Source organism: Brucella sp. 22210, assembly GCF_052045675.1.
Lineage (GTDB): Bacteria > Pseudomonadota > Alphaproteobacteria > Rhizobiales > Rhizobiaceae > Brucella.
This window is the reverse complement of record NZ_JBQEPD010000001.1, coordinates 32,988-58,134: the sequence shown is the minus strand read 5'-3', so window position 1 is coordinate 58,134 and position 25,147 is coordinate 32,988. Positions and strand designations below refer to the sequence as shown.

Below are 25,147 nucleotides of genomic sequence, written 5' to 3'. Positions count from 1 at the left end.
AGAGCAATGGTTGAACTCGCACTTCCCAAGAATTCCCGCATGCAGGAGGGCAAGACCTGGCCCCGTCCTGATGGCGCAAAGCGCGTCACGGAATTCCGTATTTATCGCTGGTCGCCGGACGACGACGCCAATCCGAGCATCGACACCTATTATGTCGATCGCGACGATTGCGGCCCGATGGTTCTGGACGGTCTGCTCTATATCAAGAACAAGATCGATCCGACGCTGACGCTGCGCCGTTCGTGCCGTGAAGGCATTTGCGGTTCCTGCGCAATGAACATCGACGGCGCCAATACGCTGGCCTGCACCAAGGGCATGGACGACATCAAGGGGACCATCAAGGTTTATCCGCTGCCGCACATGCCAGTGGTCAAGGATCTCGTTCCGGACCTCAACAACTTCTACGCCCAGCACCGTTCCATTGAGCCTTGGCTCAAGACGGTTTCGCCGGAGCCGCAGAAGGAATGGCTGCAGAGCCATGATGACCGCCAGAAGCTGGACGGTCTTTATGAGTGCATTCTGTGCGCCTGCTGCTCGACCTCGTGCCCGAGCTACTGGTGGAACGGCGACCGTTACCTCGGCCCGGCTGTGCTGCTTCAGGCCTATCGCTGGCTGATCGACAGCCGCGACGAAGCCAAGGGCGAACGCCTCGACAATCTTGAGGATCCGTTCCGTCTCTATCGCTGCCACACGATCATGAACTGCGCGCAGACCTGCCCGAAGGGTTTGAACCCGGCCAAGGCGATTGCCGAGATTAAAAAGATGATGGTCGAGCGCCGCGTGTAATCGCGCGATCGATCTGAAAATTAGAAAAGGGGAAGGCTGTTGCCTTCCCCTTTTTCTTTGTCAGGATTCCCGTGAGGACTATGCACTCATTGATTGCATGGTCTTGACCTTTACGTTGCTGCCGATATGTCTTGAGATAACAAGGCAGCACGGAGAATGGGCAATCATGCTCGACCATATTGGCTTCAACATTTCCAGCATGCCCAAGTCGCGCAAATTCTATGATGAGGCGCTTGCCCCACTGGGCATTACCCGCGCCATGGAATTCGGTGACTGGGTTGGATATGGGCGCAATGGCAAGCCGGAATTCTGGATCGGCAAGCAGAAGGGCGCGAAACTGGAAGGCGTTCTGCATGTCGCCTTTTCGGCTGGCACGCGTTTGGAAGTGGATCGCTTCTATGAAGCGGCCATTGCAGCCGGCGGCAGCGACAATGGCAAGCCGGGCCTTCGCGCCGATTACCATCCTGATTATTACGCGGCCTTCGTGACCGATCCAGACGGGCACAATATTGAGGCCGTCTGTCATCTGCCGGAATAAAAGGCGGGTTCCTTAGAGCGCATTCGATCTGATTGGATCAGATCGGCGCTCTATGGGTTTGTTCTAACGCGCATCTTTTCCGATCGAAGCAGGATCAGAAATCAGTCCAGTGGACTGATTTCGCTGCGGAGGCGTTTCACACTTTTCGGGATGCGCTCAAAAACCGGCCTTTGGTGGTCTCAGACCAGTTTCGCGTCCAGCGTCACTTCGATTGCGCCGAGCGCCTTCGAAAGCGGACAGGATTCCTTTGCCTTCTTCGCAAGGCTGTCGAAATCATCAGAGGAAATGCCCGGAATCTTGGCATTGAGCGTCAGTGCGCTGCGGGTAATCTCAAAACCGCCACCCGAGGCAGGGCCGATGCTGACCACTGCCGTTGCTTCCAGCTTTTCTGCCGGGGTGCCGTTCTGCGTCAGCAAGGCGGAAAGCTGCATCGCAAAGCAGCCCGCATGTGCTGCGCCAAGAAGCTCTTCAGGATTGGTTCCTGCGCGCCCGCTTTCATCTTCGAAACGGGCCTTGAAGTCATAGGGAAGGTCTTTCAGCGCGCCGCTCTGGGTATTGAGCGTGCCTTTGCCTTCCTTGAGCGTGCCTTGCCAGACTGCGGTTGCTTTTCTATCCATGGGGAAGCTCCTCTTGGTGATTGTCCGTCACGGATATAGGGCGCTTGGCGGTGGCTTCCAGCGATTAATAGGCAGCAATCTGAGAGCAGGCGATCAGATCGACTGCCCTTTCAACAAGCGTGGCGTTTCACCGGACAGCCCGGCGGCCTGCTTGATGAAGAAGGATTTCAGGCTGGGAACGCGATCAACGAGACCAAGACCAATATCGCGGATGGAGCGGATGGCCGGGTTGTCGTTGGAAAACAGCTTGGTGAGCACATCGGTCGTCACACCCATCTGCACCGTGTCGAACCGACGCCAGGACTGGTAGCGTTCGAGTGCTGCGAATGATCCGATATCGAGGCCGAGACGATCCGTTTCGACGATGACTTCGGCAATGGCTGCCGCATCGCGGAAACCAAGATTGAGACCTTGTCCGGCAATCGGGTGGATGCGATGCGCGGCATCGCCGACGAGGGCAAAGCGCGGCTTTACGAATTCGCGCGCCAGCGTCAGGCCAAGCGGGAAGGCGCGGCGTGGACCTTCGACATGCAGCGAGCCGAGACGGTGGCCAAAACGCTGCTCCAGTTCGGCTTCGAAGACGAAATCATCTTCACGGATCAGGCGGTCGGCGTCAGCAGTGCGTTCGGTCCACACCAGCGAGCTGCGATTGCCCTTGAGCGGCAGGATGGCAAAAGGCCCGGCAGGCAGGAAATGCTCGTCGGCGCGTCCGCCATGCGGCTTTTCATGCGACACGTTGCAGACGATGCCGGACTGGCCGTAGTCCCAGTTGACGGTTTTGATGCCCGCCTGATCGCGCAGGCGCGAGCGCGCGCCGTCGGCAGCAATCAGAAGCCGGGTCTCGATTGTGTTGCCATCGGAAAGCGCCACGGCCACGGTTTCCGGCTTGGTCTCAAAGCCGTTCACGCTGGTTGCTTCGAGAAAGCTGATGCCCAGTGCGTCGGCCTTGTTATGCAGGGCGGTGTTGAGAACGCGATTTTCGACCATATGGGCAAAGGGCTCACCCGGGTCCACATCGCCTGAAAAGGTCAGGAAAACGGGTCGCACCGGGTCGGATACGCGCGAATCGGTGATGACCATTTCGGTGATCGGCTGCGCCTCAGGCACGATTTCCTGCCAGCAGCCGAGCTTGTCGAGCATGCGCGATGCGGCAGCCGCAATCGAAGAGGCGCGCGGGTCGGTCTTCCAGGCGCCAGCAGGGGCGCCGTCGACAACAGTAACGGAAAGATGCGGCGCCGCAGACTTGACCGCGACCGCCGTGACGAGGCCGACATAACCGCCGCCGGCGATCAGCAGGTCGGTGTTGCTGGTGCTTGTCTGTTTGGATTTCGCAGCCATCAGTTCGTCCTTTCCGGAAAGCCTATACCATGCTTGTGCGCTTCTGGCACAAATACGGCAAGAGTGAAGCCGATATTTTGCCGCGGCACTGTGAGGCATGTTCGCAAGGAGGCGGAACCCTAAAAGCAGCCACGCCACTTGACAGATTTCTGCCGTCGGGAACAAACATGAGCCATAGGTTTATTAGGTTCATATAGGGTCGCAGGAGTTAGGCTGTCCATGTCCGATCGCGAAAAGTCCGAATATCAGCAGTCCGATGCCAAGCCTGTCGCAGGGCCTGTCTCAGGCGAGAGCGCAGGTCAGACCGCTTCCATGCGCGAGCTGCTTTCGATACTCGATCTGGAAACGCTGGAGATGGATCTGTTTCGCGGTAACAGCCCGCAAGTGGGCTGGCAGCGTGTATTCGGTGGTCAGGTGATCGGTCAGGCGCTGATTGCGGCCCAAAGGACGGTGGAACCAGAGCGGCATGTGCATTCGTTGCATGGCTATTTCGTGCGTCCCGGCGATCCGGCAATTCCGATCATCTATGAAGTGGATCGTATTCGCGACGGGTCGAGCTTCAATACGCGGCGCGTGCTGGCCAAACAGCACGGCAAGGCCATCTTCACGCTGTCGGCTTCGTTTCAGGTGGATGAGGGCGGTCTCGATCATCAGATCGCCATGCCGGAAGGGTTGCCGTTGCCGGAACAATTGCTCGGCGATCGCGACATCAAGGAGCAATATCTGCATCTTGCTCCGGCCAATGTCCGCAAATATTGGGAGCGGGAGCGGCCAATCGAGATCAAGCCAGTCCAGCTCACGCATTATTTCTCGCGGGAGAAGCTGGAGCCGGTGCAGCATGTTTGGGTGCGCGCAAACGGTATTGTCCCTGATGATCGGGCGCTCCAGGCGGCAATTCTCGCCTATCTGTCGGATATGACGCTTCTCGATACCTCGCTGCATCCGCATGGGCGCTCGATCTTCGATCGTGATCTTCAGGCGGCAAGCCTTGATCATGCCATGTGGTTTCATCGTCCGTTTAAGCTGGATGACTGGCTGCTTTATACGCAGGACACGCCGAGCGCTTCGGGGGCTCGCGGGTTCAATCGCGGCGCGCTTTATACGCGGGACGGGATTCTGGTGGCTTCCGTTGCACAGGAAGGGCTAATTCGTGTGCACGAAAAGAAAGAATGATTAAATATTAATCGTGCCGGTTATTGCTGTATAAATATTGTGCAATTCGATGGTGGGCCGTAAAGTTCAGCGCTCCGACAGGGCGCTGAAAAACTGAATCGCCAGAATCACTTAGCCTGATTTTGCCTAAACCTCTGGCAGAAAAAGCCCGGCTTTTCGGGTTCTCTCGGAACTCGTAATCCTCGGCTTCACAAAAAAATCACATTTTGTGCCCCTCGTTTCTGCAACTGGCACGATTTTTGTTTCTCTCTGTTTGAACCGGTCTTTCCAGCGCATACGCGTTTGAAACCGCCATTCGACGGAGATATTCGATGCTCATAACAGGAAGAATCAAGCCAGCAGCTCTTTTGGCCACTTTGCCTGCGCTTGTCGCCATGGCTGGAATGGCGTTGGCTCAGGACGCCGCAGCCCCTGCGGCACCCACGCCCACTCTCGATACGGGCGATACGGCCTGGATGCTGACGTCAACCGCGCTTGTGTTGATGATGACCATTCCGGGCCTTGCGCTGTTCTATGGCGGCATGGTGCGCAAGAAGAACGTGCTGTCCACGGTGATGCAGAGCTTTGCCATTACCTGCCTCATGTCCGTGCTGTGGATGGTCGCTGGCTATTCGCTCGCCTTCACCGACGGCGGTTCGATGAATTCGTACATCGGCGGTCTGTCGAAGGCCTTCTTCTCCGGCGTAACGATGGAATCGCTGACCGGCACCATCCCGGAATATGTTTTCATCACCTTCCAGATGACTTTCGCGATCATCACGCCTGCGCTGATTGCCGGTTCGTTTGCTGAACGCATGAAGTTCTCGTCCATGCTGGTCTTCCTGACCCTGTGGCTCTTCATCGTCTATATCCCGGTCGCGCATTGGGTCTGGGGCGGCGGTTTCATGGCTTCCGATGGTGTTCTCGACTTTGCCGGCGGTACGGTCGTTCATATCAATGCCGGTGTTGCCGGTCTGGTGGCTGCGCTCATCCTCGGCAAGCGTGATGGCTACGGCCACACCAACATGGCCCCGCACAACCTCGTTCTCTCGGTCATCGGCGCTGCCCTTCTGTGGGTGGGCTGGTTCGGCTTCAACGCCGGTTCTGCCGCTGGCGCGAATGCACTGGCTGGTGTTGCCATGCTCAACACGCAGGTTGCGACTGCCGGTGCGGCTCTGGCCTGGATGTTCGTGGAATGGGCTGTTGCCGGTAAGCCAAGCGTGCTCGGCATTATTTCGGGCGCCGTTGCCGGTCTCGTTGCGATTACGCCTGCTGCCGGTTTCGTCAACCCGACGGGCGCTCTCATCATCGGCATCGTCGCTGGCGCGATCTGCTACATTGCAGCCGTCAAGATCAAGCACGCTCTCGGCTATGACGACTCGCTTGATGCGTTCGGCGTCCATGGCGTTGGCGGTTTCGTTGGTGCGGTTCTGACCGGTTTCTTTGCAGACGCCACCATCAATGCGGCTGGCGAAGGTGCCACGATGGGCAAGCAGTTCTTCGGTGCTGCCGTAACCGTCGTCTACACCGCAATCGCTACGGCCATCATCCTCTACGTGGTCAAGGCTGTGATGGGCTTGCGTCCAAGCAAGCAGGCCGAAATCGAAGGTCTCGATATCTCTTTGCACGGCGAATCTGTTCATTAAGAACAATTCTCCCAAGACGAAAAAAGGCGCGGGAAACTGCGCCTTTTTTCATATGTGGACTCTAATCCCTTTACACATTTCCCTACGCAAAACCGCTTCGCACTTTTGCTGGAAATGCTTTGACCCATGGTTAATGCGGAATTAACCATCGCCGGATTAGGATCGGACCGATTCATTCTGCCCGTAGCTATTCTGTTATGGGCGACAGCAGAAATTTCGGTTCGGGACTGGCTATATGCGGCAAGGATATTCGCCCTCATACCCGCTGCGTGACGAGCGGATAACGGAAGACAGGCTTCGCCTGACCAATATCTTCCGCAGGCAGTTCTATATACTGTTCGGTTTGGCGCTTTTGTCGCTGACGGCGATGGCCGTTGGCGCGCTGGCTACATGGAATGTGGCTGATCCAAGCTTCAGCCATGCAACCGACAATCCGGTGACCAATGCGCTTGGCTATCCGGGCGCTGTCTTCTCCGATCTCGCCATGCAGTTCTTCGGTCTGGCGAGCGTTCCCGCATTGCTGCCGCTGGTCGTGTGGTCGCTTCTCATGATGACGCGCGGTGGTATCGGCCGTGTCGCGAAGCGCAGCTTTGCCTGGATCGGTGCAGCCATTCTTTTCGCGGGCATTGCAAGCTGTTTTGCCGTACCGGAAAGCTGGCCGATGCCAATCGGGCTTGGCGGTGTGTTTGGCGACATGCTGCTGCGGCTGCCCGGCCTGTTCCTTGGCCAGTTCCCACAGGGTGCAATCGCTTCGGCTATCGCGCTGGTTCTCGCCTTTCCCGCTCTGTGGCTCTGCCTTTTTGCAAGCGGCATCATTGGCCGTGGCATCATCAATCCGGTTCAGCCTGCACAACGCGGACGGACTGAGGATGATTTCATCGATGAGGACGAGGAAACCGCAGGCGGCGGCTTCCAGTTCATTGGTGCGCTGACCCATCTCGCGCTGACGACGACAGCCAACTTCAAGCGGCTCACCGGGCTTGGCCGTCGCCAGTCCCGCGACGAGGATTTCGGCAATATGCGCGCAGTACGCCGCAGCGCTGAAACGCGCAATGGTGCGGAAGCGGGCAGGCGTCGTGAACCGGGCTTCGGCGGACCATCGGCGGATGAAGCGCCGTTCGATATGGACGACCCGATGCATGATCCAATGGATGATGGCGCGGACGACGCACCGCTGGCCGGTCAGGAATGGCATGATGCGCCGCCTGCACGCAGCCGCAAGGCGCGCGTCGAACAGGCCGCGCCTTCGCCCAAGCCGGGCGCTCGCGCCCAGCGTGAAGCACAGCCGTCCTTCCTCAAGGATAATGGCGTGTTTGAAATGCCATCGCTGCATTTCCTCGCGGAACCCAAGCTGGTCCAGCGCGATCCCGCTCTGTCGAAGGATGCGCTTGAGCAGAATGCGCGCCTGCTGGAAGGCGTGCTGGAAGATTTCGGCGTGCGCGGTGAAATCATCAATGTGAAGCCCGGCCCGGTGGTCACGCTTTACGAACTGGAGCCGGCACCGGGCATCAAGTCATCCCGCGTTATCGGCCTTGCCGACGATATCGCCCGCTCGATGAGCGCGATTGCCGCGCGTGTTGCCGTCATTCCGGGCCGCAACGCTATTGGCATCGAGCTGCCCAATCCGAAGCGCGAGATGGTGTATCTGCGCGAAATGCTGGCCAGCCGCGACTTCGAACAGTCCAAGGCGAAACTGGCGCTGGCGCTCGGCAAGACCATCAATGGTGAGCCGGTGATTGCCGATATCGCGAAGATGCCGCACGTGCTCGTTGCCGGTACGACCGGTTCGGGCAAGTCGGTTGCGATCAACACGATGATCCTGTCGCTGCTCTATCGCATGACGCCGCAGGAATGCCGCCTGATCATGATCGATCCGAAGATGCTGGAACTCTCCGTCTATGACGGCATTCCGCACCTGCTCACGCCGGTTGTGACCGACCCGAAAAAGGCTGTGGTCGCGCTCAAATGGACCGTGCGCGAAATGGAAGACCGTTATCGCAAGATGTCGAAGGTCGGCGTTCGCAACATCGACGGCTTCAATCAGCGTGTCGGTCTGGCGCAGAAAAAGGGCGAGCCGATTGCACGCACTGTGCAGACCGGCTTTGACCGCAATACCGGCGAGGCGATCTACGAGACCGAAGAGCTGGATCTGGCGCCAATGCCCTATATCGTCGTGATCATCGACGAAATGGCCGACCTGATGATGGTCGCGGGCAAGGATATCGAAGGCGCGGTGCAGCGTCTGGCGCAGATGGCGCGAGCCGCTGGTATCCACGTGATCATGGCCACGCAGCGTCCATCGGTGGATGTCATCACCGGTACGATCAAGGCGAACTTCCCGACCCGTATTTCCTTCCAGGTGACATCGAAGATCGATAGCCGCACCATTCTGGGCGAGCAGGGCGCCGAGCAGCTGCTCGGTCAGGGCGATATGCTCTTCATGGCTGGCGGCGGTCGTATCCAGCGTGTGCACGGGCCTTTCGTCGGCGACGACGAGGTGGAACGCATCGTGCAGCATCTGAAGCTTCAGGGCGTGCCGGAATATCTGGATGCCATCACTGAGGATGAAGAAGACGACGAGGGCGGCAGCGGCCCGTCTGGAACCTCCAATCTGGAAGATTCCGATGATCCGTATGATCAGGCCGTCGCCGTGGTGCTTCGTGACAAGAAGGCTTCCACTTCCTATATCCAGCGTCGTCTCGGCATTGGCTATAACCGGGCTGCGTCGATTATCGAGCGGATGGAAGATGAAGGGATTGTTGGTCCCGCCAACCATGCCGGAAAGCGCGAGATTCTCGTACCAACCGGTGACGATGACTTTTAAGCCAGGGATATGACGCGACAGCACGCCACACTCGCGCCAAACTGGCGCGATAACCTGACGATATGATGAAAAGAGAAAGTATACCGATGATATTCTCCCGTTTTTCAGCCTTTGCGAAAGCTGGTCGTCTTGCAGCCGTGCTGGGAATGGGAGCGCTTGGTCTTGGCGTCACGTCGCTGGTTCTGACGCCAGTTGCGGCGATGGCGCAGGGGGCTGGTGCTGCGGGTGCAGCACAGCAGATCGCCGATCATTTTTCATCGGTTCGCACCATGACGGGTGAGTTCGTACAGTTCGGCCCGAAGGGCGATCAGACTGGCGGCACTTTCTATATTGAGCGTCCGGGCAAGATTCGCTTCAACTACAATAATTCGCCGATCCGCGTGATTTCCGATGGCGAGTCTGTGGTCATCAACAATCGCAAGCTGGATACGTGGGATCTCTATCCGCTGTCCAAGACGCCGCTCAAGCTGTTACTGGCAGACCGTATCGACCTTGGCGGCGGCCGTCTTCAGAATGTGAAGCAGGAACCGGACATGACCACGCTGGTGCTGGGCGACAAGTCGATCTTCGGCGATTCGAAAATCACCATGATGTTCGATCCCAAGTCTTACGAGCTGAAGCAGTGGACGATCACCGATGCCCAGAAGCTTGATACGACGGTCATGATCTTCAACGTGCGCAGCGGTGTCCGTTTCACCGATGACATGTTCAAGATCGACTATCAGCGCATCGCCATGAAGCGCAAAGGCCAGTAACGGCCTTCACAAAAAGGTCAGCAAATGTCACCTTGCTGCGGCAAGCTGTTTGCATTTGCAGGATAAATGGTTAGGTTCGCGGCATCTTTTTCGTTGCTGCGAGTCCACCCCCATGGCTTTTTCCGTTGCTACCTGGAACATCAACTCTGTGCGCCTGCGCATGCCGCTGGTCGAGCAGTTTCTGCGCGACTATCAGCCCGATGTTCTGTGTCTTCAGGAAACCAAGTGCCCGGACGATCAGTTTCCGTCCAAAGGTTTTCGCGCACTTGGTTATGAACATATCGCGATCAGCGGCCAGAAGGGCTATCACGGCGTTGCAACCATTTCGCGTCGTCCATTGTCCGGTGTTGAGAAAATCGGCTTTTGCGATATGGGCGATTGCCGCCATTTGAGCGCGGTGGTCGAGGCGGGGACTAAGAAGCTGCGCATCCATAATTTCTACGTGCCAGCAGGCGGCGATGAGCCGGACCCGGCAATCAACCCGAAGTTTGCCCACAAGCTCGGCTTTCTTGAAGAAATGCGGGCCATTGTGGCGGATCGTCAGGATGGCCTGTCGTCGATCCTGGTGGGCGATCTCAACATCGCCCCGCTTGAAAACGACGTCTGGTCGCATAAGCAGCTTTTGAAGATCGTCAGCCATACGCCGATCGAGACCAAGACGCTGGAAGATCTGCGCGTCAAGGGCGGCTGGAGCGATCTCATGCGCAAGATCATTCCGTCTGACCAGAAAATCTATACCTGGTGGAGCTATCGCGCCAAGGATTGGGATGAATCGGATCGTGGCCGCAGGCTCGACCATGTCTGGGGTTCTGCCGATCTGGAGGCCCATATGAAGGGCCTGCAGATTCTGCGCGATGCACGTGGCTGGGAGCGGCCATCAGACCATGTTCCGGTTATTGCGACCTTTGATCTGGATTGATCCGGTAACAGCCCCTATATAGAGAGCAGTCTAAGCAAGGAGAAAAGAACGATGGATCAGACAGCACTGTATCAACCGACCAGTGTTTTCAATGTTTCCATGGTTCGCAATGACTGCTCTTCTGACACTACAGGACGTTTCCTGCATCACGGCTGATGGCCGCACGCTTTTCGAATCCGTCAATTTTAGTGTAACCGAAGCCCGTATCGGGCTTGTCGGGCGCAATGGTGTGGGTAAATCCACGCTTCTCAACATCATGAGCGGCACCTTGGCGCCGACATCGGGCACTGTCGCGCGCAGCGGCAGGCTCGGTGTTCTGCAACAGAATATCTCGACCGATAGCGGGCAAACGCTGGCCGATCTGTTCGAGCTTGCCGCAGAATTAGCCATGCTTTCGCGTATTGAGGCCGGGCAGGGGGAGGACAGCGACTTTGAACAAGCCGACTGGGCTCTACCGCAGCGCTTTGCGGACGCCTTACAGCGCTTCGGACTGGCGCTTGAACCGCAGACACCCCTTGCGTCGCTCAGCGGTGGGCAGCGGACGCGCGCGGCATTGGCTGCCCTAATCTTCCACCAACTCGATATCATTCTGTTGGATGAGCCGACCAACAATCTCGATCGCGATGGCCGTGAGGCCGTGAGGGTTCTGTTGGCGGACTGGCGCGGGGCGGCGATTGTCGTCAGCCATGATCGAGCATTGTTGCGGCAGATGGATAGCATCGCCGAGCTTACGCAAACTGGTCTCCATCTTTATGGCGGCAACTGGGATTTTTATCACGATAAGAAGCAGGAAGAGCGGGATATTGCTGCCCGTAATCTTCAGACGGCTCAACGCGAGGTGAAACAGGTTCAACGCAAGGCGCAGGACGCGACCGAACGTCAGGCGCGCAGTGATGCGCGTGGGCGTAATTCACGTGCTGATAGCGGCATAAGTAAAATGACACTCGATGCGCGCGAGGATCGGGCGCAGAAGACCGGTGGCAAGGGCCAGGCGCTCGCGGATCGCAATTCGGAGAAGGCGCAGGCTCAATTGACGGAGGCCGAGGCACTGGTCGAAACGATCAAGCCAATGCGTTTCAACGTCGAGCGTTCGGCACTGCCATCCGGGCGCGTTCTTTTGGAAATGGATACTGTTTCGGGTGGCCCTCGATCAGACCCGCCTGTCATCCGTGACTTTTCGATGAAGATCGTCGGGCCAGCGCGCATCGCGATACATGGCGCCAATGGTGCGGGCAAGACGTCACTGCTGCGGCTTGTCATGGGAGAACTGTTGCCGATTGCCGGACGCGTGCAGTGCTACGTACCAATTGCGATGTTCGATCAGCAGATGAAGCTGATGGATCGCACAGCCACGCTTTATGAGAACTTCCGTCGTCTCAATCCAGATGCGAATGACAATGATGCGCGCGCAGCGCTGGCGCGTTTTTCATTTCGCGGCGAAAGCGCGAGCCGGTTTGCAGGAGAGCTGAGCGGTGGCGAATTGCTGCGCGCCGCACTCGCCTGCGTTCTCGGCGGAACACAGAAGCCGGAATTACTGATCCTGGACGAACCGACCAACCATCTCGATCTCGATTCCATCGAGGCTCTCGAAATAGCACTAAACGATTATGAAGGCGGCTTACTTGTTGTCAGCCATGATCAGGCGTTTTTGAACGCCATCGGAATAGAACGAGTGATTGAACTGTAATGAGAGGCGGTCAGTCACCATTCCCGAGACGAGGCGCGACCTTCTCGATTTCGCTGATCAGGTCCAGCAGATTCCGGCTGATATGACCATGCAGAGAGGCGGCGACTTCTGGATATTCTTCCAGAATGCGCCGGAAGATCGAGCGGCTGATGCGGATCACTTCAGTTTCTGCTTCAGCGACCGCGCCGGTGAGGCGTGATGTCTGGGCGATGAGAGCCATTTCACCAAGCATCGCACCGGGGCCGACGGGGCGGATTGATATCCGCCCCTCATCAGCATCGTGAAACAGGGTAATGTTGCCGGAAACGACGATATAGGCGCAGTCTGCGCTCTGGCCTTCACGAAAAAGTTCGCGGCCCGCGCGTAGCACAAGCCGCTCGGCGCCGAAGGCAAGAAGACGCAACTGTTCGGGTGTAAATGACTCGAACAGGCCCACCGTGCCGAGAATGCGAATATCGTCGTCTAGCGCCATAGATTGTCAATACACCTGCATCGAGCGCTGTCCATCACGGGACAAGCTTGTATCCCCCGCTTTCTGTGACGAGAAGCGTGGCATTGGATGGGTCTTTCTCGATTTTCTGGCGCAGGCGATAGACGTGGGTTTCAAGCGTATGGGTCGTTACGCCCGAATTATAACCCCAGACCTCTTCCAGCAGCACGTCGCGACCGATGACCTTGTCGCCAGCGCGATAGAGATACTTGATGATCGCCGCTTCCTTTTCAGTCAGGCGAATCTTTGCACCCTTCTCGTCGATGAGCAGCTTTTGGCCCGGCTTGAACGTGTAGGCGCCGACCGTGAAGGTCGCGTCTTCGCTTTGTTCATGCTGGCGCAACTGCGCGCGGATGCGGGCAAGCAGAACGGCAAATTTGAACGGCTTGGTGACATAGTCATTCGCGCCGGATTCGAGACCGAGAATCGTGTCCGATTCAGTGTCATGTCCGGTCAGCATGATGATCGGGGACTTGAAGCCGCCTTTACGCAGAAGCTTGACAGCCTCGCGGCCATCCATGTCCGGCAGACCCACATCCATGATCAGAAGATCGACGATGCCGTTGCGCGCAGTCTGAATGCCCTTGGTGGCATTGTCTTCCTGCAGGATCTGGAATTCTTCACACAGCTCAAGCTGCTCGACGAGGATGGAGCGGAGATCTTCGTCGTCATCCACAATCAGAATTGTACGGCCTGTCATGCCTGTCCTCGTTACTCTTTGATTTAAATATGGCTCTTCGTGTTTTATGACACTTAATGGCCAGAAGTTGAAGCGGCGAAACGCGAATCATGTTTTCACCGGCTTCGGGGGCGGATTGTAAACATGTTTTGCCCGTAAACTAAAAATGGAGGCGGGGGCGTGACCAGATACCAAGGAAGCCGTGGGGTCGGCATCATCAATGTTCGGGCCAAGCCGGGCCACAAGACTCGCGGGCTGCTTACTGCTGGCAATCTGGTGCTGGAATGCGCGCTTGGCAAGGGGGGCATCAGCGCTTTCAAGCGCGAGGGCGACGGCGCAACGCCTTTGACCGCCATGCGTCTGCTCTACGGATATCGCCGTGGCGATAAGGGAACTCTGCCGACAACGCAGTTACCGTTGCGCAGAATCCGTCGTCTGGACGGTTGGTGCGACGCACCGGGAGACCGCAATTATAACCGGCCGGTACCGCTGGCTTACAAGGCCAGTCACGAAGATATGTGGCGCAAGGACGATCTCTACGATGTCTGCATCGTGATGGACTGGAATATTGTGCCGCGCCGTCGTGGCTGCGGCAGCGCCATTTTCTTCCACCTTGCAAGGCCCGGCTATACGCCGACCGAGGGCTGTATCGCATTGAAGCGCGCCGATATGGCGCGCCTCTTGCCGCATTTATCAGACCGGACGGTGGTTCGCGTCCTGCGATAGTTTCGATCCGTCAGTGTGCCGGTGCGGGAACGACTTTCACTTCATTGCCCTGCACATCGTAGAGCTTCCCGCCGAGGACATAGTCGCCATCATGCAGTTCGGCGATGTGGTGATGGCGGATGATGCGCTCGGTTCCTTCCGAGAACACAGACATTTGATCGGAATTGCCGGTCTTGAATTCATTGAACATCAGGTTCAGCAGGATAGCCATCAGCGCAGCCGAGCTGATGCCGGAATGGAAGATGGTTTCAAACCAGGCCGGAAACTGATGATAGAACTGCGGCGCGGCAATCGGGATCATGCCGAAACCGATGGAGGTCGCCACGATGATCAGATTGACATTGTTCTGATAATCGACCTTCGACAGCGTGCGAATGCCGCTGGCCGCTACCGTGCCGAAAAGCACGATGCCTGCACCGCCCAGAACCGCTGGCGGAACGCAGGCAATCACGCGCCCCATCACCGGCAACAGGCCAAGCGCCACGAGAATGAGGCCGCCCGTCGCGACGACAAAGCGGCTTTTCACACCTGTTACCGCCACAAGGCCGACATTCTGTGCAAACGCGCTCTGTGTGAACGAGCCAAAGACCGGGGCAAGAATGCTCGATGCCATGTCGGCACGCAGTCCGTTGCCGAGTCTGCGGGAATCGACCTTGGTGCCGATGATATCGCCTACCGCCAGAATATCGGCGGATGTTTCCACCAAAGTCACCAGAATGACGATGAACATGGAAATGGTGGCGGCGATGCTGAACACTGGCAAGCCGAAATGGAAGATTTCCGGGAAAGCCATGATCGGGCCTTCGCTGACTCTCGAAAAATCCGTCATGCCGAGCGCCCAGGCGATCAGCGTGCCGCACACCATGGCAAGCAGGATGGACAGGCGCGAAATGGTGGCGCTTCCGATTTTGCTCAAGACAAGCACAAGCGCCAGCGTCAATCCAGCGAGGCCGATATTGGACATGCTGCCGAAGTCGGGCGCATTGCTGTTACCGCCCATCGCCCAGCGGGCGGCAACAGGCATCAGCGTCAGGCCGATGGTTGTGATGACGATGCCCGTCACGAGCGGTGGAAAGAAGCGCGTAATGCGTGAGAAAATCGGCGTTATCAGAAAGCCGATAAAAGCCGCTGCCATGACGGAGCCAAGGACGACTTGCAGCCCCGCTTCACCGCTACCGCTGGATGTGACGATGGCCACCATCGTGGCGACACCGGCAAAAGACACACCCTGCACCAGCGGCAACTGGCATCCGAAAAAGGGGATGCCGATGGTTTGCAGTACGGTGGCGACACCGCCTGCAAAGAGCGAAGCCGTGATCAGAAGCCCAACTTCGCTGGGGCTCAGCCCTGCGGCCTGACCGATAATCAGTGGAACCGCGACAATGCCGCCATACATGGTCAGCACATGCTGAAAACCATAGGCAATGTTGGCAGCAACCGACAGTTTTTCATCTTCGGGGCGCGAAACTGCATCCGCCCCGGACAGGCGCGTATTCAATGCTACTCCCTCCCGGCAGACGGGTTTAGACCAGTCTGCCCTCTCCGTTCTCCCTGCGCAATCGTGTTGTGGCTGTCCGAGTTATGCCACACACACAAATACGCGATGTCTCCTCCAAGACAGTCGCAAGAGTATAACGACAGTCGTCCGCATGACTGTGCGTCTTTTGCTTGAAATTGTTTTCGACGCGGGAAGGCTAATGTTGTGGGTGGATTTAGCGTTCGGTTATTTTCATCGCTTCTTGCAGAACCGTGAAAACAGCGGGGTCAGTTGATTGCGCCACATTGAAGCGCAGATAGGAACTTGCGGTCCGTGACGGGCTGAACACATCACCCGGAGCCAGAACGACACCCTTGTCGAGAGCGTGCCTGGCAATGATGCCGGAGTCCATGCCGTCCGGCAGGCGCGCCCAGAGAAACATGCCGCCTTGCGGTTCGTTCCAGAGTTCAAGTCCTGCGGCTTTCAGGCGTTTGGCGGTCAGCGTCATGGCATCGGCCAGCTTGGCGCGCATGCCTTCGATGTGACGACGATAGGTGCCGTCGGTCAGAAGCGCGTGGACGACTTGTGCTGAAATCGAATTGCCGCCAAAGGTGGTGGCCAGCTTCAGATCGGTGAGGCCGTCGATCCAGTCACTGCGCCCGGCAATATAGCCGACACGGGCCGCAGCCGAGAGGGTCTTGGAGAAGCTGCCAATGTGCAGAACACGTTCGAACCCGTCGAGTTCCGCCAGCAGCGGCGCGGGTGAGGGATGAAAATCGCCGAAAATATTATCCTCGACGAGAATGATGCCATGGACTTCCGCGAGTTTCAGAAGGCGATGCGCGGTTGCGGGCGACATGACGCCGCCGGTCGGGTTTTGCAGCCCCGCATTGGAAATATAGAGTTTCGGCGCATGTTCGGCGGCTGCCTTGGCGAAGGCTTCGAGGTCCGGGCCGCTAAGTGTATAGGGGATGCCGATCAGCTTGACGCGATGGGTCAGCAGCACGGCCTGAAAATTGAAATAGCAGGGATCGTCCACCAGCACGGTATCGCCCGGCTGAAGCAGAAAGCGGCAGATGAGATCGATGGCCTGCGTGCCGGAATCGGTCAGCACTATCTCGCCGCCGGAAATATCCATACCCTGTTCCGCCAGCCGGTGTGCGAGGTGACTGCGCAACGGGCGAAAGCCGAGCGGTTCGCCATAGGTGGCGAGATCGCTGCGCTCGTCGCGAGCAATGGCGCGGAGCGCGCGGCGGATGCCTTCAAGCGGCAGCCATTCATCCGGCAGCCAGCCGCAGCCGGGCTTCAATGTCTTGCCTTCGGTTTCCAGCGATTGGCGCATGACCCAGAATGGATCGATCTGCCGGTCCTTATGCGGTGTGGTCGTGGCCAGCGAAAAGGGCTGGCGCGCCCGTTCCGACACATAGAAGCCTGCGCCGCGGCGTGACTGGATGATGCCTTCGGCGACCAGCCGGTCATAGGCTTCGACAACGGTCGATTTGGAAACGTCCATCGTCTCGGCAAGCCGACGGATCGATGGCAGTCGGGCGCCGGGCGCAAGGCTCATGGCTGCAATGCGTCCACGGATAATGGACATGACTTTTTCGACGAGCGAGGTCTTCTCTGCAGCAGCGTTTTCATCGCCGCGCGCGTTATCGACGCCCGCATAGGCGGCTTCCAGGCTGCGCAATAAGCCCGTCGATATCATCTGTACTCTCTTTCGTACCAGTACAGTTTGCCAGAATTGTCCGGTAACTGTCTCTGATTATTTCGGCAAGTTCGCGGCATTGTCCGCAAAATTCATAGACGATTTTGTTGAAAGCTGAAAAGACACATGCGCGAGAATGTTGGGAACAAGGTGGTTGTTAGCCAGACCGTGGGTAACAAGACGGCCGGGTGGTTGAATGGATTTCTCGGTGTGCTGATTTTCTCAGGCTCGCTACCCGCGACGCGTCTCGCCGTCATCGATATCGATCCGACTTTTCTGACACTGGCACGCGCGTCGATTGCCGGTCTGCTGGGCATGGCGCTGCTGCTGGCATTTCGTGAACCTCTTCCGCGCAAGAGCGATGTCATTTCACTCATTGTCGTGGCGCTGGGCGTCGTGGTTGGCTTTCCGCTGCTGACGGGCATTGCACTGCAACATATGACCTCCGCCCATGCGATTGTCTTCATCGGCCTGCTGCCGCTTTCGACGGCGGTATTTGCAGTGCTGCGCGGCGGCGAGCGTCCGCGTCCACTGTTCTGGCTATTTTCGATCGTGGGCGGCGCTATCGTCGCGTCCTATGCGTACGGGCAGGGCAGCCAGTCGACTTTCCTAGGCGATGTGCTGATGCTGGGCGCGATCATTGTTTGCGGGCTTGGCTATGCGGAGGGAGCGAGCCTGTCCCGCAGGCTTGGCGGCTGGCAGGTCATTTGCTGGGCGTTGGTCTTCTCGCTGCCGATCATGCTGCCGCTGACCATTCTTATGCGTCCAGAAACATGGGCGGGGATTGGGGCCATGGCATGGGGCGGACTGGTCTATGTTTCGCTGTTCTCGATGCTGATCGGCTTTTTCTTCTGGTATCGCGGGCTGGCGCAAGGCGGCGCTGCGACGGTTGGCCAGCTTCAGCTTCTACAGCCGTTTTTCGGCTTGATGCTGGCGGCGGGCATTGCGGGTGAACCCGTCAGCATGGGCATGGTCGCGACAGCGGGAGTTGTCGTGCTCTGTGTGGCGGGAGCGAAACGCTTTGCTTAAGCAAAGCACATCCCGAAAAGTGTGAAACGGTTTTCGGATAAGATGTGCGTCTAAATGAATGCCCAGACGGTCGTGCGCTTGACCTCGGAATCTTCCAGCGCACGCGTCACGGGCACGGTGTAGACGGCAAGCTGCCGCAAGCGCTCTTTCGGCAGATAGGAGCGGCCCGGATCGCCGACAATGATCTCGGCGCCGCGTTCCGCCAGTTTTGCGAACCATGGAATGAGACGGTCTGCCAGCGGCTTCTCATAGAAGACATCGCCTGCCAGAACCACATCCCAGCCGTAATCGGTGCCGATGAGATCTTCAAGGCTTGCCGTCACTGCCACGCCGTTGGCCGTGGCGTTGATATCGATTGCCGGGAGCGCGAAGGGATCGATATCCGAAGCGAGGACGCTATTCGCACCAGCCTTTATGGCCGCGATGGCGACAAGACCTGAGCCGGACGCAAAATCCAGCACAGTCTTGCCGCTTACGGCTTCCGGATGGTCGAGAATATAGCGCGCCACGCCCTGACCGCCCGCCCAGGCAAAGGCCCAGAAGGGCGGCGGCAGGCCGATTGTGGCCAGTTCTTCCTCTGTCTTGTGCCAGAGGTCGTGCGCTTCGTCAGCCAGATGCAGGCGGATTTCCGGCACATGCGGCGGTGCTTGCAGGCCGGTATTGGCCAGAATGAAGCTGCGCGTGCTGGTTTCCGCCGGATCGAGCATCGGTTGCTGGTCTCAGATGTCTTTGGCGTCGAGGCCGCCCATGCGGCAGACTTCGATCCATTCGTCTTCCGTCACCGGCTGCACAGACAGGCGCATGGAGGTGACAAGCGCCATGTTCTCAAGCTTGGGGTTCGCCTTGACGTCCTTCAGCGTGACGGGCTTCGGCACATCCCGGACGGCCTTGATGTCCACGCAGTCCCAGCGCGGATCATCAGTGGTGCTGTCGGGGTGCGACAAAGCGCAAACCTCGACAATGCCGACCACTTCCAGCCCTTCATTGGAATGATAGAAAAAGCCTTTGTCGCCGATTTTCATGGCGCGCATGTTGTTGCGCGCCAGATAATTGCGCACACCATCCCATTGCTCGCCCTTTTCGCCACGGGCCTTTTGCATTTCCCATGACCATTTGAACGGTTCGGACTTGAACAGCCAGTATGCCATTGCGTGTTCCCCGGTGCTTAAGCCTTAGGCGTTGGCAGGATTTTTGAACGTCCAGTTCCACGGGCGTACGGTGACGTCCTGAAACAGACCAGCCTTCGCATAGGGATCATTGGCGCCGATGGCGGACGCTGCGGCCTTGTCTTCAGCTTCGACAACGAGAAGGCTGCCATTTGGCTTGCCGTCTTCGCCGAGGAAGGGACCGGCAAACTTCAGCACATCGCCAAGGCTCGTAAGATATTCGAGATGCGTCGGGCGCGTATCGAGGCGCACTTGCAGATGGTCGGGCTTGTCGTTGCAGAGAAGTGCAAAAAGCATCGTCTGGTCCTCTAGTCTTCGGTCTTAAGTGGTCGGTTGATGAGACTGGTTACAGCCTCGTCGATGGTAATCTTCCCGCTGAGCAAAGCGCCAACCGCATCGATGATGGGTGCAGAAATGCCGTGCTTGTCACACAGTTCCGCAGCAATAGGCGCGGTTGCGACACCTTCGGCCAGAGGCCGGTTGGTCAGGTCTTCGCCGCGTCCCAGCGCAAGACCGTAGGAATAGTTGCGCGATTGTGATGATGAGCATGTCAGCATCAGATCGCCGAGGCCGGAAAGCCCCATGATGGTTTCCGGCTTTGCGCCCATGGCTTGTCCGATGCGGCGCAGTTCTGCGAAGCCGCGTGTGACGAGCGCTGCTTGCGCGCTCGCACCATAACCGCGTCCGACAGCGGCGCCCGCGGCAATCGCCAGAACGTTTTTCAAAGCGCCGCCAATCTCGACGCCTTTAAGATCGGTGGTCGAATAGCAGCGGAAAGCAGGACCAGAAAGAAGAGCTGCCAGCTTGTCGGCTGTGTCTGCATCTTCACAGGCAACCGTCACCGCCGTCGGCAGGCCGCGTGCAACATCGGTTGCAAAACTTGGGCCGGAAAGGGCGGCGATGCGGTGGTTCGGCAAGACTTCCGCCACCACTTCCGACATCAGGCGTCCGGTGCCGCGTTCAATTCCCTTAGCGCAAAGAACGACGGGCGCGGACTGTGGAATGAGGCTGCTCAGTTCGGAGAGGCCCATGCGCATTGCCTGCGCGGGGACTACCGCCAAAACGGCGTCAGCATCGGTCACAACATCGGAAGCATTGGTGCTGGCGCGAATACCGGCTGGCAGTTCGATGTCGCCCAGATAGCGCGGGTTGCGTCGGTTATCGTTGATCGCTGCGACCGTGTCCGTATCACGGGCGTAAAGCCAGGCTTCGTGGCCGCTGGTCGCCGCCATGGCAGCAAGCGCCGTACCCCATGCGCCGCCACCGAGAACGGCGATCTTCGTGCGAGCACTCATGCCTTAGCTCCGCGCCGTCCCGTGCCGATCAGCGGCGCGGATTTTTCATCGAGCGGCCAGCGCGAGCGCGGCGCGATGGCAAGCGAATCCGGCGTTTTGGTTGCGGCATGTTCAGCTCCGGCCCAGGCGATCATCGCTGCATTGTCAGTGCAAAGATTGAGCGGCGGGGCGATAAAGCTGAAGCCGTGTCTGGCGCAGAGCTGCTCCAGCGAAGCCCGCAAGGTTTTGTTAGCGGCCACACCGCCCGCAACGACGAGCGAAGGCGTTGCGCAGTCCGGGAACTCCGCTTTGAAGCGTTCGAGCGAACGCCCGACCCGGTCGGAAAGCGTATCGGCGACTGCGGCCTGAAACGAGGCGCAAATATCGGCGACGTCCTGATCGCTCAGCGGCACCAGTTCGCTTGCTGTCTGGCGCACGGCGGTCTTGAGACCGGAAAATGAAAAATCGAGCCGCGCTTCGCCTTTCAGCGGTCGGGGCAGGGCAAAGCGCTTGGGATCGCCCTGAAGCGCCATGCGCTCAACCGCCGGGCCTCCGGGATAAGGCAGGCCGAGAAGCTTCGCCGTCTTGTCGAAGGCTTCACCCAGCGCATCATCAATCGTGGTGCCGAGGCGCTCATAATCATTAAGTCCGCGCACCAGCACCATCTGCGTGTGACCACCCGAAACCAGCAGCAGCAGATAGGGAAATTCGAGCTTGTCGGTCAGTCGCGCTGTCAGCGCGTGGCCTTCGAGATGGTTCACGGCATAGAAGGGCTTTTGCGCAGCCATGGCGAGCGCCTTGGCCGTCATCAGGCCGACGATCAGCCCACCGATCAGGCCGGGACCGGCGGTGGCTGCCACGGCATCCACATCATCGAGCTGCATATCCGCATCCTGCAAGGCGCGTGCGACCAGCCGATCCAGCGCCTCGACATGCGCGCGCGCCGCAATTTCCGGCACAACGCCGCCATAAGGCTCGTGTTCGGCGATCTGGCTCAGAACCACATTGGACAGAATACGGCCTTCACCCTTATCGTTGCGTTCAACGATAGCGGCGGCTGTTTCGTCGCAACTGGTTTCTATTCCAAGAATGCGCATTTGCGGTTAGACCCTGCCAGTCTCATATTTCTGATACGTCAAGCAACCCGGTACCATGGACGACGCAATATGCAAACACCATCCTTGAAGATTGGCACACGCGGTAGCAAGCTGGCTCTGGCTCAAGCTCACGAGACGCGTCGCCGTCTGATGGAAGCGCATGGCTTGCCGGAAGAGGCTATCGAGATTTTGCCCATGTCCACGGCGGGCGACCGCATTCAGGACCGCCCGCTCTCGGAAGTCGGCGGCAAGGGGCTTTTCACCGAGGAAATCGAGCAGGCACTGAAGGACGGACGCATTGATCTCGCCGTTCATTCGACCAAGGATATGCCGACTGTCTTGCCTGAAGGCTTGCATCTTTCCGTCTTTCTCGAACGCGAAGACCCGCGCGATGCTTTCATCGGTCGCACGGCCAAGCGGTTCATGGATTTGCCGCAGGGCGCTGTCGTTGGTTCGTCGTCACTGCGCCGTCAGGCGCTGATCCGGCGTTTGCGCCCGGACATTCAGGTGGTGATGTATCGCGGCAATGTCGATACCCGTTTGCGAAAACTTGAAGCAGGCGAGGTTGATGGTACCTTTCTGGCCTGTGCAGGGCTGAAGCGGCTGGGCCTTGATGCAGCAATTACCGAACTGGTGGATCCACTGACCTTCCCGCCCGCGCCGGGACAGGGCGCAATCGGTATTGAAAGCCGTATTGGCGATGCGCGCATTGATGCGCTGCTGGCACCGTTGGCGCATCGCGACACGCAGGTAGCCCTTGCCTGCGAACGCGCGTTTTTGGGCGCGCTTGACGGCTCCTGCCGCACGCCGATTGCCGGTCTTGCCACTGTGGACGGCGACAAGGTGCATTTCCACGGCATGATCCTGACACCTGATGGCACAAAGGCGCATGAAGTGACGCTCGACGGCACGGCATCGGAAGCGGCGGCGCTTGGAACCGAGGCTGCAAGCCAGGTTCGTGCGGCAGCCGGTCCGCATTTCTTCACCGACTGGGATTGACCTTGACGGGGCCGGGCGCAGCCATAGCAGGCAAGCGGGTTCTGGTGACGAGGCCGGAACCGGCGGCGCTGCTGACCGCCGCGAAGCTCACTGATGCGGGGTTCGAGCCGGTGCTTCTACCGCTCAGCCGCACGGTCTCGATGGCTTTCTCCATACCTGCCACTCGATTCGACGCGTTGACGGTGACAAGCGCCAATGCGTTTCGCCATGCGGGGCATGCTTTGCCGCAACGCGATATGCCGCTCTTCGCCGTTGGCGAGGGTACGGCGCGTGCTGCACACGAGGCGGGGTTCAGCGATGTGGTCGACGGTGGCGGTGATGCGGTGCGTCTTGCTGAGACCATGCGCGAGGCTTTGCCGCAAGGAGCGCGCATTCTCTATCTGGCGGGGCGCGTTCGCCAGCCGATTTTCGAAGAGCGTGTATCCGCAGCTGGTCTCGATATGACCGTGTGCGATGTCTATGATATCGAAACCATCGATTATTCGCGTGATGAACTTCAGCGCATATTGGGCGCGCAACCGCTTGCGGCTGTGATGCTCTATTCCGGTGTGGCGGCGGAAGAATTTACCGCCGCGATGGGCGGGATTGCTCCGCCTTTTAACGAAAAGACCCGCTTTTTGTGTATATCGGCGCGTGTGGCCGCAAAACTGCCCGCCGAATGGCAGACGAATGCGCTGGTCGCAGAACAGCCGGATGAGAAAGGACTTTTCCGCCTGTTTTCCAAACTTTGACTCTTTTAGACGCAACCTTCCTGCGACAGAGGATTTTATCTGTTAGAGTCACATAGAGTCACCGGCAGGCAATCGACGATTACGAGAGGACCCATGGCGAAATCCGGCACCCCGCGACATTCCAAACCGGCCCGCAATCCCGTGACGATCAATCTCGATCCGTCTGATGTAAAGCGTGTCGATGAACAGACGGGAGCCAGGGCGACACCGCCCGCCGAGCCGGTCGGCAACTTTACTCAAGCAACAGCAACCAAGCCCGCTGAGGCGAAAGCCGCCGAAACGAAATCTGGGCCAAAGCCAGAACCGAAACCGGCTGCAAGTACCTCAAATGCCGCCAGTCCGCCTTTTACCGCAGGCGTCAAGCCGGAAGCGGAAAAGCCGCGTTCAACCTCCAGCGCATCGTACACTGTGCCGCCAATCAGCAATGCCAATCAGGGTTCCAGCCCGAAATCCACATCCGGTGCATCGCATCTTCTGGCTGGCATCGCCGGTGGCGTTATCGCGCTCGGCGGCATGTTTGCGCTTCAATGGGGTAATGTCATTCCGTCGCCCGGCGCGCGCGTGACTGCCGAGCAGCTGGCGCAGATGGAGCAGCAGATCGCCGATCTGCGCACCAATCCAACGCCTGCGCCGCTCGATGCGGCAAGCCGCGCGCAATTTGCCGATTTGCAGAAGAATGTTCAGGCCGCAGAGATCAAGGCGGAAGCGGTCGCGGGAACTCTCACGCAATTGCAGCAGCAGGTCGAAACACTGCCGCAGGCGACTGGAGGTGCCGCTTCGGGTGATATTGAAGCGCTGACCGGGCGTCTCGACGCGCTGGAATCGAAATTGTCGGCAGCCCAGAATCAGGCTGATCAGGCCGCAGCCGGTGTTTCGGGCAATAGCGGCACGATTTCTTCGCTCGAATCAAAACTGACCTCCTTGCAGGCAAAGGTCGGCGAAGCTGCCCGCCAGCCGGATGCGACAGCGCTGATCGCGGCCAATGCGCTGAAGACGGCCATTGATCGTGGCGGTTCGTTCAAGGTCGAACTCGATACTTATGCTTCACTTGCGCCGCAGGATAGTTCGGTCGAGGGCCTCAAGGCATTTGCCGATACGGGCGTGCCGACAGTGGCCGACCTTAACGCCTGGTTTGGCCCGGTTGCCAATCGCATTGTCGCCACCGAAAACAAGCTGCCCGCTGATGCGGGTGTTTGGGATCAGCTCGTTGCCAGCGCCAAGGGGCTGGTGAGCGTCCGCCCTGTCGCGGGCAATGTGGAAGGCGAGGGTGTCGGTCCGACGACTGCCCGCATGGAAGCCGCACTCCACGCAGGTGATCTGGAACGCGCCATCGGCGAATGGGAGAAACTGCCCGCCGATGCGAAAGCTGTTTCGGGAGAATTTGCGAACCAGATGAAGGTGCGCCGCGATGCCGATGCGCTGATCCAGCGTCTGGTTGCGGACAGCCTCAAGCCAAAGGCGCCGACTGACGCGGGTGCTGCGGCACCAGCGGGTAATTAAGGGGGCGGG

Annotated in this window: 24 protein-coding genes; 13 read left to right on the top strand and 11 right to left on the bottom strand. The window is 58.6% G+C overall.

The features are described from left to right. Positions 1 to 6 precede the first annotated feature (6 nt). Positions 7 to 786, top strand: coding sequence for a succinate dehydrogenase iron-sulfur subunit (locus tag ACTJKP_RS00300; RefSeq protein ID WP_078337551.1), 780 nt, complete (start codon positions 7 to 9; stop codon positions 784 to 786). Between the two features lie 166 nt (positions 787 to 952). Next, on the top strand, positions 953 to 1,324 hold the full coding sequence (locus tag ACTJKP_RS00295) for a VOC family protein (protein WP_440629311.1): 372 nt from the start codon (positions 953 to 955) through the stop codon (positions 1,322 to 1,324). 179 nt (positions 1,325 to 1,503) lie between these two features. On the opposite strand, the gene ACTJKP_RS00290 is transcribed toward ACTJKP_RS00295, so the two are convergent. Together ACTJKP_RS00290 and ACTJKP_RS00285 are read right to left on the bottom strand one after the other, a co-directional pair. Then, positions 1,504 to 1,941, bottom strand: a complete 438-nt coding sequence (locus tag ACTJKP_RS00290) for an OsmC family protein (RefSeq protein ID WP_078337549.1) — start codon at positions 1,939 to 1,941, stop codon at positions 1,504 to 1,506. A 93-nt stretch (positions 1,942 to 2,034) separates the two neighbouring features. After that, positions 2,035 to 3,279 carry a ubiquinone biosynthesis hydroxylase gene (locus ACTJKP_RS00285; RefSeq protein ID WP_440629310.1) on the bottom strand — a complete coding sequence of 415 codons (1,245 nt, stop codon included), beginning with the start codon at positions 3,277 to 3,279 and terminating at the stop codon, positions 2,035 to 2,037. Positions 3,280 to 3,498: 219 nt separating this feature from the next. Here ACTJKP_RS00285 and tesB point away from each other — a divergent pair, with 219 nt between their 5' ends. From tesB to ACTJKP_RS00255, 6 genes are all read left to right on the top strand, one after another. After that, on the top strand, positions 3,499 to 4,452 hold the full coding sequence (gene tesB / locus ACTJKP_RS00280) for an acyl-CoA thioesterase II (protein WP_440629309.1): 954 nt from the start codon (positions 3,499 to 3,501) through the stop codon (positions 4,450 to 4,452). A 311-nt stretch (positions 4,453 to 4,763) separates the two neighbouring features. Next, positions 4,764 to 6,077 carry an ammonium transporter gene (locus tag ACTJKP_RS00275; protein WP_078337545.1) on the top strand — a complete coding sequence of 438 codons (1,314 nt, stop codon included), beginning with the start codon at positions 4,764 to 4,766 and terminating at the stop codon, positions 6,075 to 6,077. Between the two features lie 235 nt (positions 6,078 to 6,312). Then, positions 6,313 to 8,901, top strand: coding sequence for a DNA translocase FtsK (locus ACTJKP_RS00270; protein WP_440629308.1), 2,589 nt, complete (start codon positions 6,313 to 6,315; stop codon positions 8,899 to 8,901). Between the two features lie 86 nt (positions 8,902 to 8,987). Then, on the top strand, positions 8,988 to 9,656 hold the full coding sequence (locus ACTJKP_RS00265; protein ID WP_176168299.1) for an outer membrane lipoprotein carrier protein LolA: 669 nt from the start codon (positions 8,988 to 8,990) through the stop codon (positions 9,654 to 9,656). Positions 9,657 to 9,768: 112 nt separating this feature from the next. Then, the gene (xth, locus tag ACTJKP_RS00260; RefSeq protein ID WP_440629307.1) at positions 9,769 to 10,575 is read left to right on the top strand and encodes an exodeoxyribonuclease III; all 807 of its coding nucleotides are present in this window, start codon (positions 9,769 to 9,771) and stop codon (positions 10,573 to 10,575) included. Between the two features lie 109 nt (positions 10,576 to 10,684). Next, the gene (locus tag ACTJKP_RS00255; RefSeq protein WP_440629306.1) at positions 10,685 to 12,262 is read left to right on the top strand and encodes an ABC-F family ATP-binding cassette domain-containing protein; all 1,578 of its coding nucleotides are present in this window, start codon (positions 10,685 to 10,687) and stop codon (positions 12,260 to 12,262) included. Positions 12,263 to 12,272: 10 nt separating this feature from the next. On the opposite strand, the gene ACTJKP_RS00250 is transcribed toward ACTJKP_RS00255, so the two are convergent. Together ACTJKP_RS00250 and ACTJKP_RS00245 are read right to left on the bottom strand one after the other, a co-directional pair. After that, on the bottom strand, positions 12,273 to 12,734 hold the full coding sequence (locus ACTJKP_RS00250; protein WP_440629305.1) for a cyclic nucleotide-binding domain-containing protein: 462 nt from the start codon (positions 12,732 to 12,734) through the stop codon (positions 12,273 to 12,275). Between the two features lie 34 nt (positions 12,735 to 12,768). Beyond that, on the bottom strand, positions 12,769 to 13,452 hold the full coding sequence (locus ACTJKP_RS00245; protein WP_078337540.1) for a response regulator transcription factor: 684 nt from the start codon (positions 13,450 to 13,452) through the stop codon (positions 12,769 to 12,771). A 159-nt stretch (positions 13,453 to 13,611) separates the two neighbouring features. Here ACTJKP_RS00245 and ACTJKP_RS00240 point away from each other — a divergent pair, with 159 nt between their 5' ends. Then, positions 13,612 to 14,157, top strand: coding sequence for a L,D-transpeptidase family protein (locus ACTJKP_RS00240; protein ID WP_440629304.1), 546 nt, complete (start codon positions 13,612 to 13,614; stop codon positions 14,155 to 14,157). A gap of 10 nt (positions 14,158 to 14,167) precedes the next feature. Here ACTJKP_RS00240 and ACTJKP_RS00235 read toward each other — a convergent pair whose 3' ends face one another. Together ACTJKP_RS00235 and ACTJKP_RS00230 are read right to left on the bottom strand one after the other, a co-directional pair. Further along, complete coding sequence (locus tag ACTJKP_RS00235) at positions 14,168 to 15,655, bottom strand: nucleobase:cation symporter-2 family protein (protein ID WP_440629303.1); 1,488 nt, start codon at positions 15,653 to 15,655, stop codon at positions 14,168 to 14,170. Between the two features lie 214 nt (positions 15,656 to 15,869). After that, a complete protein-coding gene (locus tag ACTJKP_RS00230) occupies positions 15,870 to 17,342 on the bottom strand; it encodes a PLP-dependent aminotransferase family protein (RefSeq protein ID WP_440629302.1) in 1,473 nt (490 codons plus the stop codon). 126 nt (positions 17,343 to 17,468) lie between these two features. On the opposite strand from ACTJKP_RS00230, the gene ACTJKP_RS00225 reads away from it, so the two are divergent. Next, positions 17,469 to 18,371 (top strand): DMT family transporter, encoded by a 903-nt coding sequence (locus ACTJKP_RS00225; protein ID WP_440629301.1) that lies wholly within the window; start codon positions 17,469 to 17,471, stop codon positions 18,369 to 18,371. 50 nt (positions 18,372 to 18,421) lie between these two features. Here the strand turns inward: ACTJKP_RS00225 and ACTJKP_RS00220 are convergent, their stop codons facing one another. Genes ACTJKP_RS00220 through tsaD form a run of 5 tightly spaced genes read right to left on the bottom strand, consistent with a single transcriptional unit; the run spans position 18,422 to position 21,908 of the window. Continuing rightward, positions 18,422 to 19,078 carry a class I SAM-dependent methyltransferase gene (locus tag ACTJKP_RS00220; RefSeq protein WP_440629300.1) on the bottom strand — a complete coding sequence of 219 codons (657 nt, stop codon included), beginning with the start codon at positions 19,076 to 19,078 and terminating at the stop codon, positions 18,422 to 18,424. Between the two features lie 12 nt (positions 19,079 to 19,090). Continuing rightward, entirely contained in the window at positions 19,091 to 19,519 is a 429-nt protein-coding gene (locus ACTJKP_RS00215) for an EVE domain-containing protein (protein WP_078337535.1), read from the bottom strand. A gap of 24 nt (positions 19,520 to 19,543) precedes the next feature. Then, positions 19,544 to 19,834 (bottom strand): YciI-like protein, encoded by a 291-nt coding sequence (locus tag ACTJKP_RS00210; protein ID WP_440629299.1) that lies wholly within the window; start codon positions 19,832 to 19,834, stop codon positions 19,544 to 19,546. 11 nt (positions 19,835 to 19,845) lie between these two features. Beyond that, the gene (locus ACTJKP_RS00205; protein ID WP_440629298.1) at positions 19,846 to 20,832 is read right to left on the bottom strand and encodes an NAD(P)H-dependent glycerol-3-phosphate dehydrogenase; all 987 of its coding nucleotides are present in this window, start codon (positions 20,830 to 20,832) and stop codon (positions 19,846 to 19,848) included. Continuing rightward, entirely contained in the window at positions 20,829 to 21,908 is a 1,080-nt protein-coding gene (gene tsaD, locus ACTJKP_RS00200; protein WP_440629297.1) for a tRNA (adenosine(37)-N6)-threonylcarbamoyltransferase complex transferase subunit TsaD, read from the bottom strand. The genes ACTJKP_RS00205 and tsaD overlap by 4 nt, the downstream gene beginning before the upstream one ends. A 69-nt stretch (positions 21,909 to 21,977) precedes the next feature. Here tsaD and hemC point away from each other — a divergent pair, with 69 nt between their 5' ends. The 3 genes from hemC to ACTJKP_RS00185 all read left to right on the top strand — a co-directional run bounded on the left by hemC (position 21,978) and on the right by ACTJKP_RS00185 (position 25,138). Beyond that, a complete protein-coding gene (gene hemC, locus ACTJKP_RS00195) occupies positions 21,978 to 22,907 on the top strand; it encodes a hydroxymethylbilane synthase (RefSeq protein WP_440629296.1) in 930 nt (309 codons plus the stop codon). Positions 22,908 to 22,909: 2 nt separating this feature from the next. Beyond that, on the top strand, positions 22,910 to 23,638 hold the full coding sequence (locus ACTJKP_RS00190; protein WP_440629295.1) for a uroporphyrinogen-III synthase: 729 nt from the start codon (positions 22,910 to 22,912) through the stop codon (positions 23,636 to 23,638). A 93-nt stretch (positions 23,639 to 23,731) separates the two neighbouring features. Next, complete coding sequence (locus ACTJKP_RS00185) at positions 23,732 to 25,138, top strand: mitofilin family membrane protein (protein WP_440629294.1); 1,407 nt, start codon at positions 23,732 to 23,734, stop codon at positions 25,136 to 25,138. The last annotated feature ends 9 nt before the right edge of the window (positions 25,139 to 25,147 follow it).

Bases quoted from the DNA above. Each gene is read 5' to 3' on its own strand.
- ACTJKP_RS00230 (WP_440629302.1), bottom strand. From the start codon at position 17,342: ATGATATCGACGGGCTTATTGCGCAGCCTGGAAGCCGCCTATGCGGGC.
- ACTJKP_RS00220 (WP_440629300.1), bottom strand. From the start codon at position 19,078: ATGCTCGATCCGGCGGAAACCAGCACGCGCAGCTTCATTCTGGCCAAT.
- ACTJKP_RS00285 (WP_440629310.1), bottom strand. From the start codon at position 3,279: ATGGCTGCGAAATCCAAACAGACAAGCACCAGCAACACCGACCTGCTG.
- ACTJKP_RS00225 (WP_440629301.1), top strand. From the start codon at position 17,469: ATGCGCGAGAATGTTGGGAACAAGGTGGTTGTTAGCCAGACCGTGGGT.
- tsaD (WP_440629297.1), bottom strand. From the start codon at position 21,908: ATGCGCATTCTTGGAATAGAAACCAGTTGCGACGAAACAGCCGCCGCT.
- ACTJKP_RS00250 (WP_440629305.1), bottom strand. From the start codon at position 12,734: ATGGCGCTAGACGACGATATTCGCATTCTCGGCACGGTGGGCCTGTTC.
- ACTJKP_RS00245 (WP_078337540.1), bottom strand. From the start codon at position 13,452: ATGACAGGCCGTACAATTCTGATTGTGGATGACGACGAAGATCTCCGC.
- ACTJKP_RS00295 (WP_440629311.1), top strand. From the start codon at position 953: ATGCTCGACCATATTGGCTTCAACATTTCCAGCATGCCCAAGTCGCGC.
- tesB (WP_440629309.1), top strand. From the start codon at position 3,499: ATGTCCGATCGCGAAAAGTCCGAATATCAGCAGTCCGATGCCAAGCCT.
- ACTJKP_RS00255 (WP_440629306.1), top strand. From the start codon at position 10,685: ATGACTGCTCTTCTGACACTACAGGACGTTTCCTGCATCACGGCTGAT.
- ACTJKP_RS00210 (WP_440629299.1), bottom strand. From the start codon at position 19,834: ATGCTTTTTGCACTTCTCTGCAACGACAAGCCCGACCATCTGCAAGTG.
- ACTJKP_RS00270 (WP_440629308.1), top strand. From the start codon at position 6,313: ATGCGGCAAGGATATTCGCCCTCATACCCGCTGCGTGACGAGCGGATA.
- ACTJKP_RS00205 (WP_440629298.1), bottom strand. From the start codon at position 20,832: ATGAGTGCTCGCACGAAGATCGCCGTTCTCGGTGGCGGCGCATGGGGT.
- ACTJKP_RS00275 (WP_078337545.1), top strand. From the start codon at position 4,764: ATGCTCATAACAGGAAGAATCAAGCCAGCAGCTCTTTTGGCCACTTTG.
- ACTJKP_RS00265 (WP_176168299.1), top strand. From the start codon at position 8,988: ATGATATTCTCCCGTTTTTCAGCCTTTGCGAAAGCTGGTCGTCTTGCA.
- ACTJKP_RS00185 (WP_440629294.1), top strand. From the start codon at position 23,732: ATGGCGAAATCCGGCACCCCGCGACATTCCAAACCGGCCCGCAATCCC.
- hemC (WP_440629296.1), top strand. From the start codon at position 21,978: ATGCAAACACCATCCTTGAAGATTGGCACACGCGGTAGCAAGCTGGCT.
- ACTJKP_RS00215 (WP_078337535.1), bottom strand. From the start codon at position 19,519: ATGGCATACTGGCTGTTCAAGTCCGAACCGTTCAAATGGTCATGGGAA.
- ACTJKP_RS00290 (WP_078337549.1), bottom strand. From the start codon at position 1,941: ATGGATAGAAAAGCAACCGCAGTCTGGCAAGGCACGCTCAAGGAAGGC.
- ACTJKP_RS00300 (WP_078337551.1), top strand. From the start codon at position 7: ATGGTTGAACTCGCACTTCCCAAGAATTCCCGCATGCAGGAGGGCAAG.
- xth (WP_440629307.1), top strand. From the start codon at position 9,769: ATGGCTTTTTCCGTTGCTACCTGGAACATCAACTCTGTGCGCCTGCGC.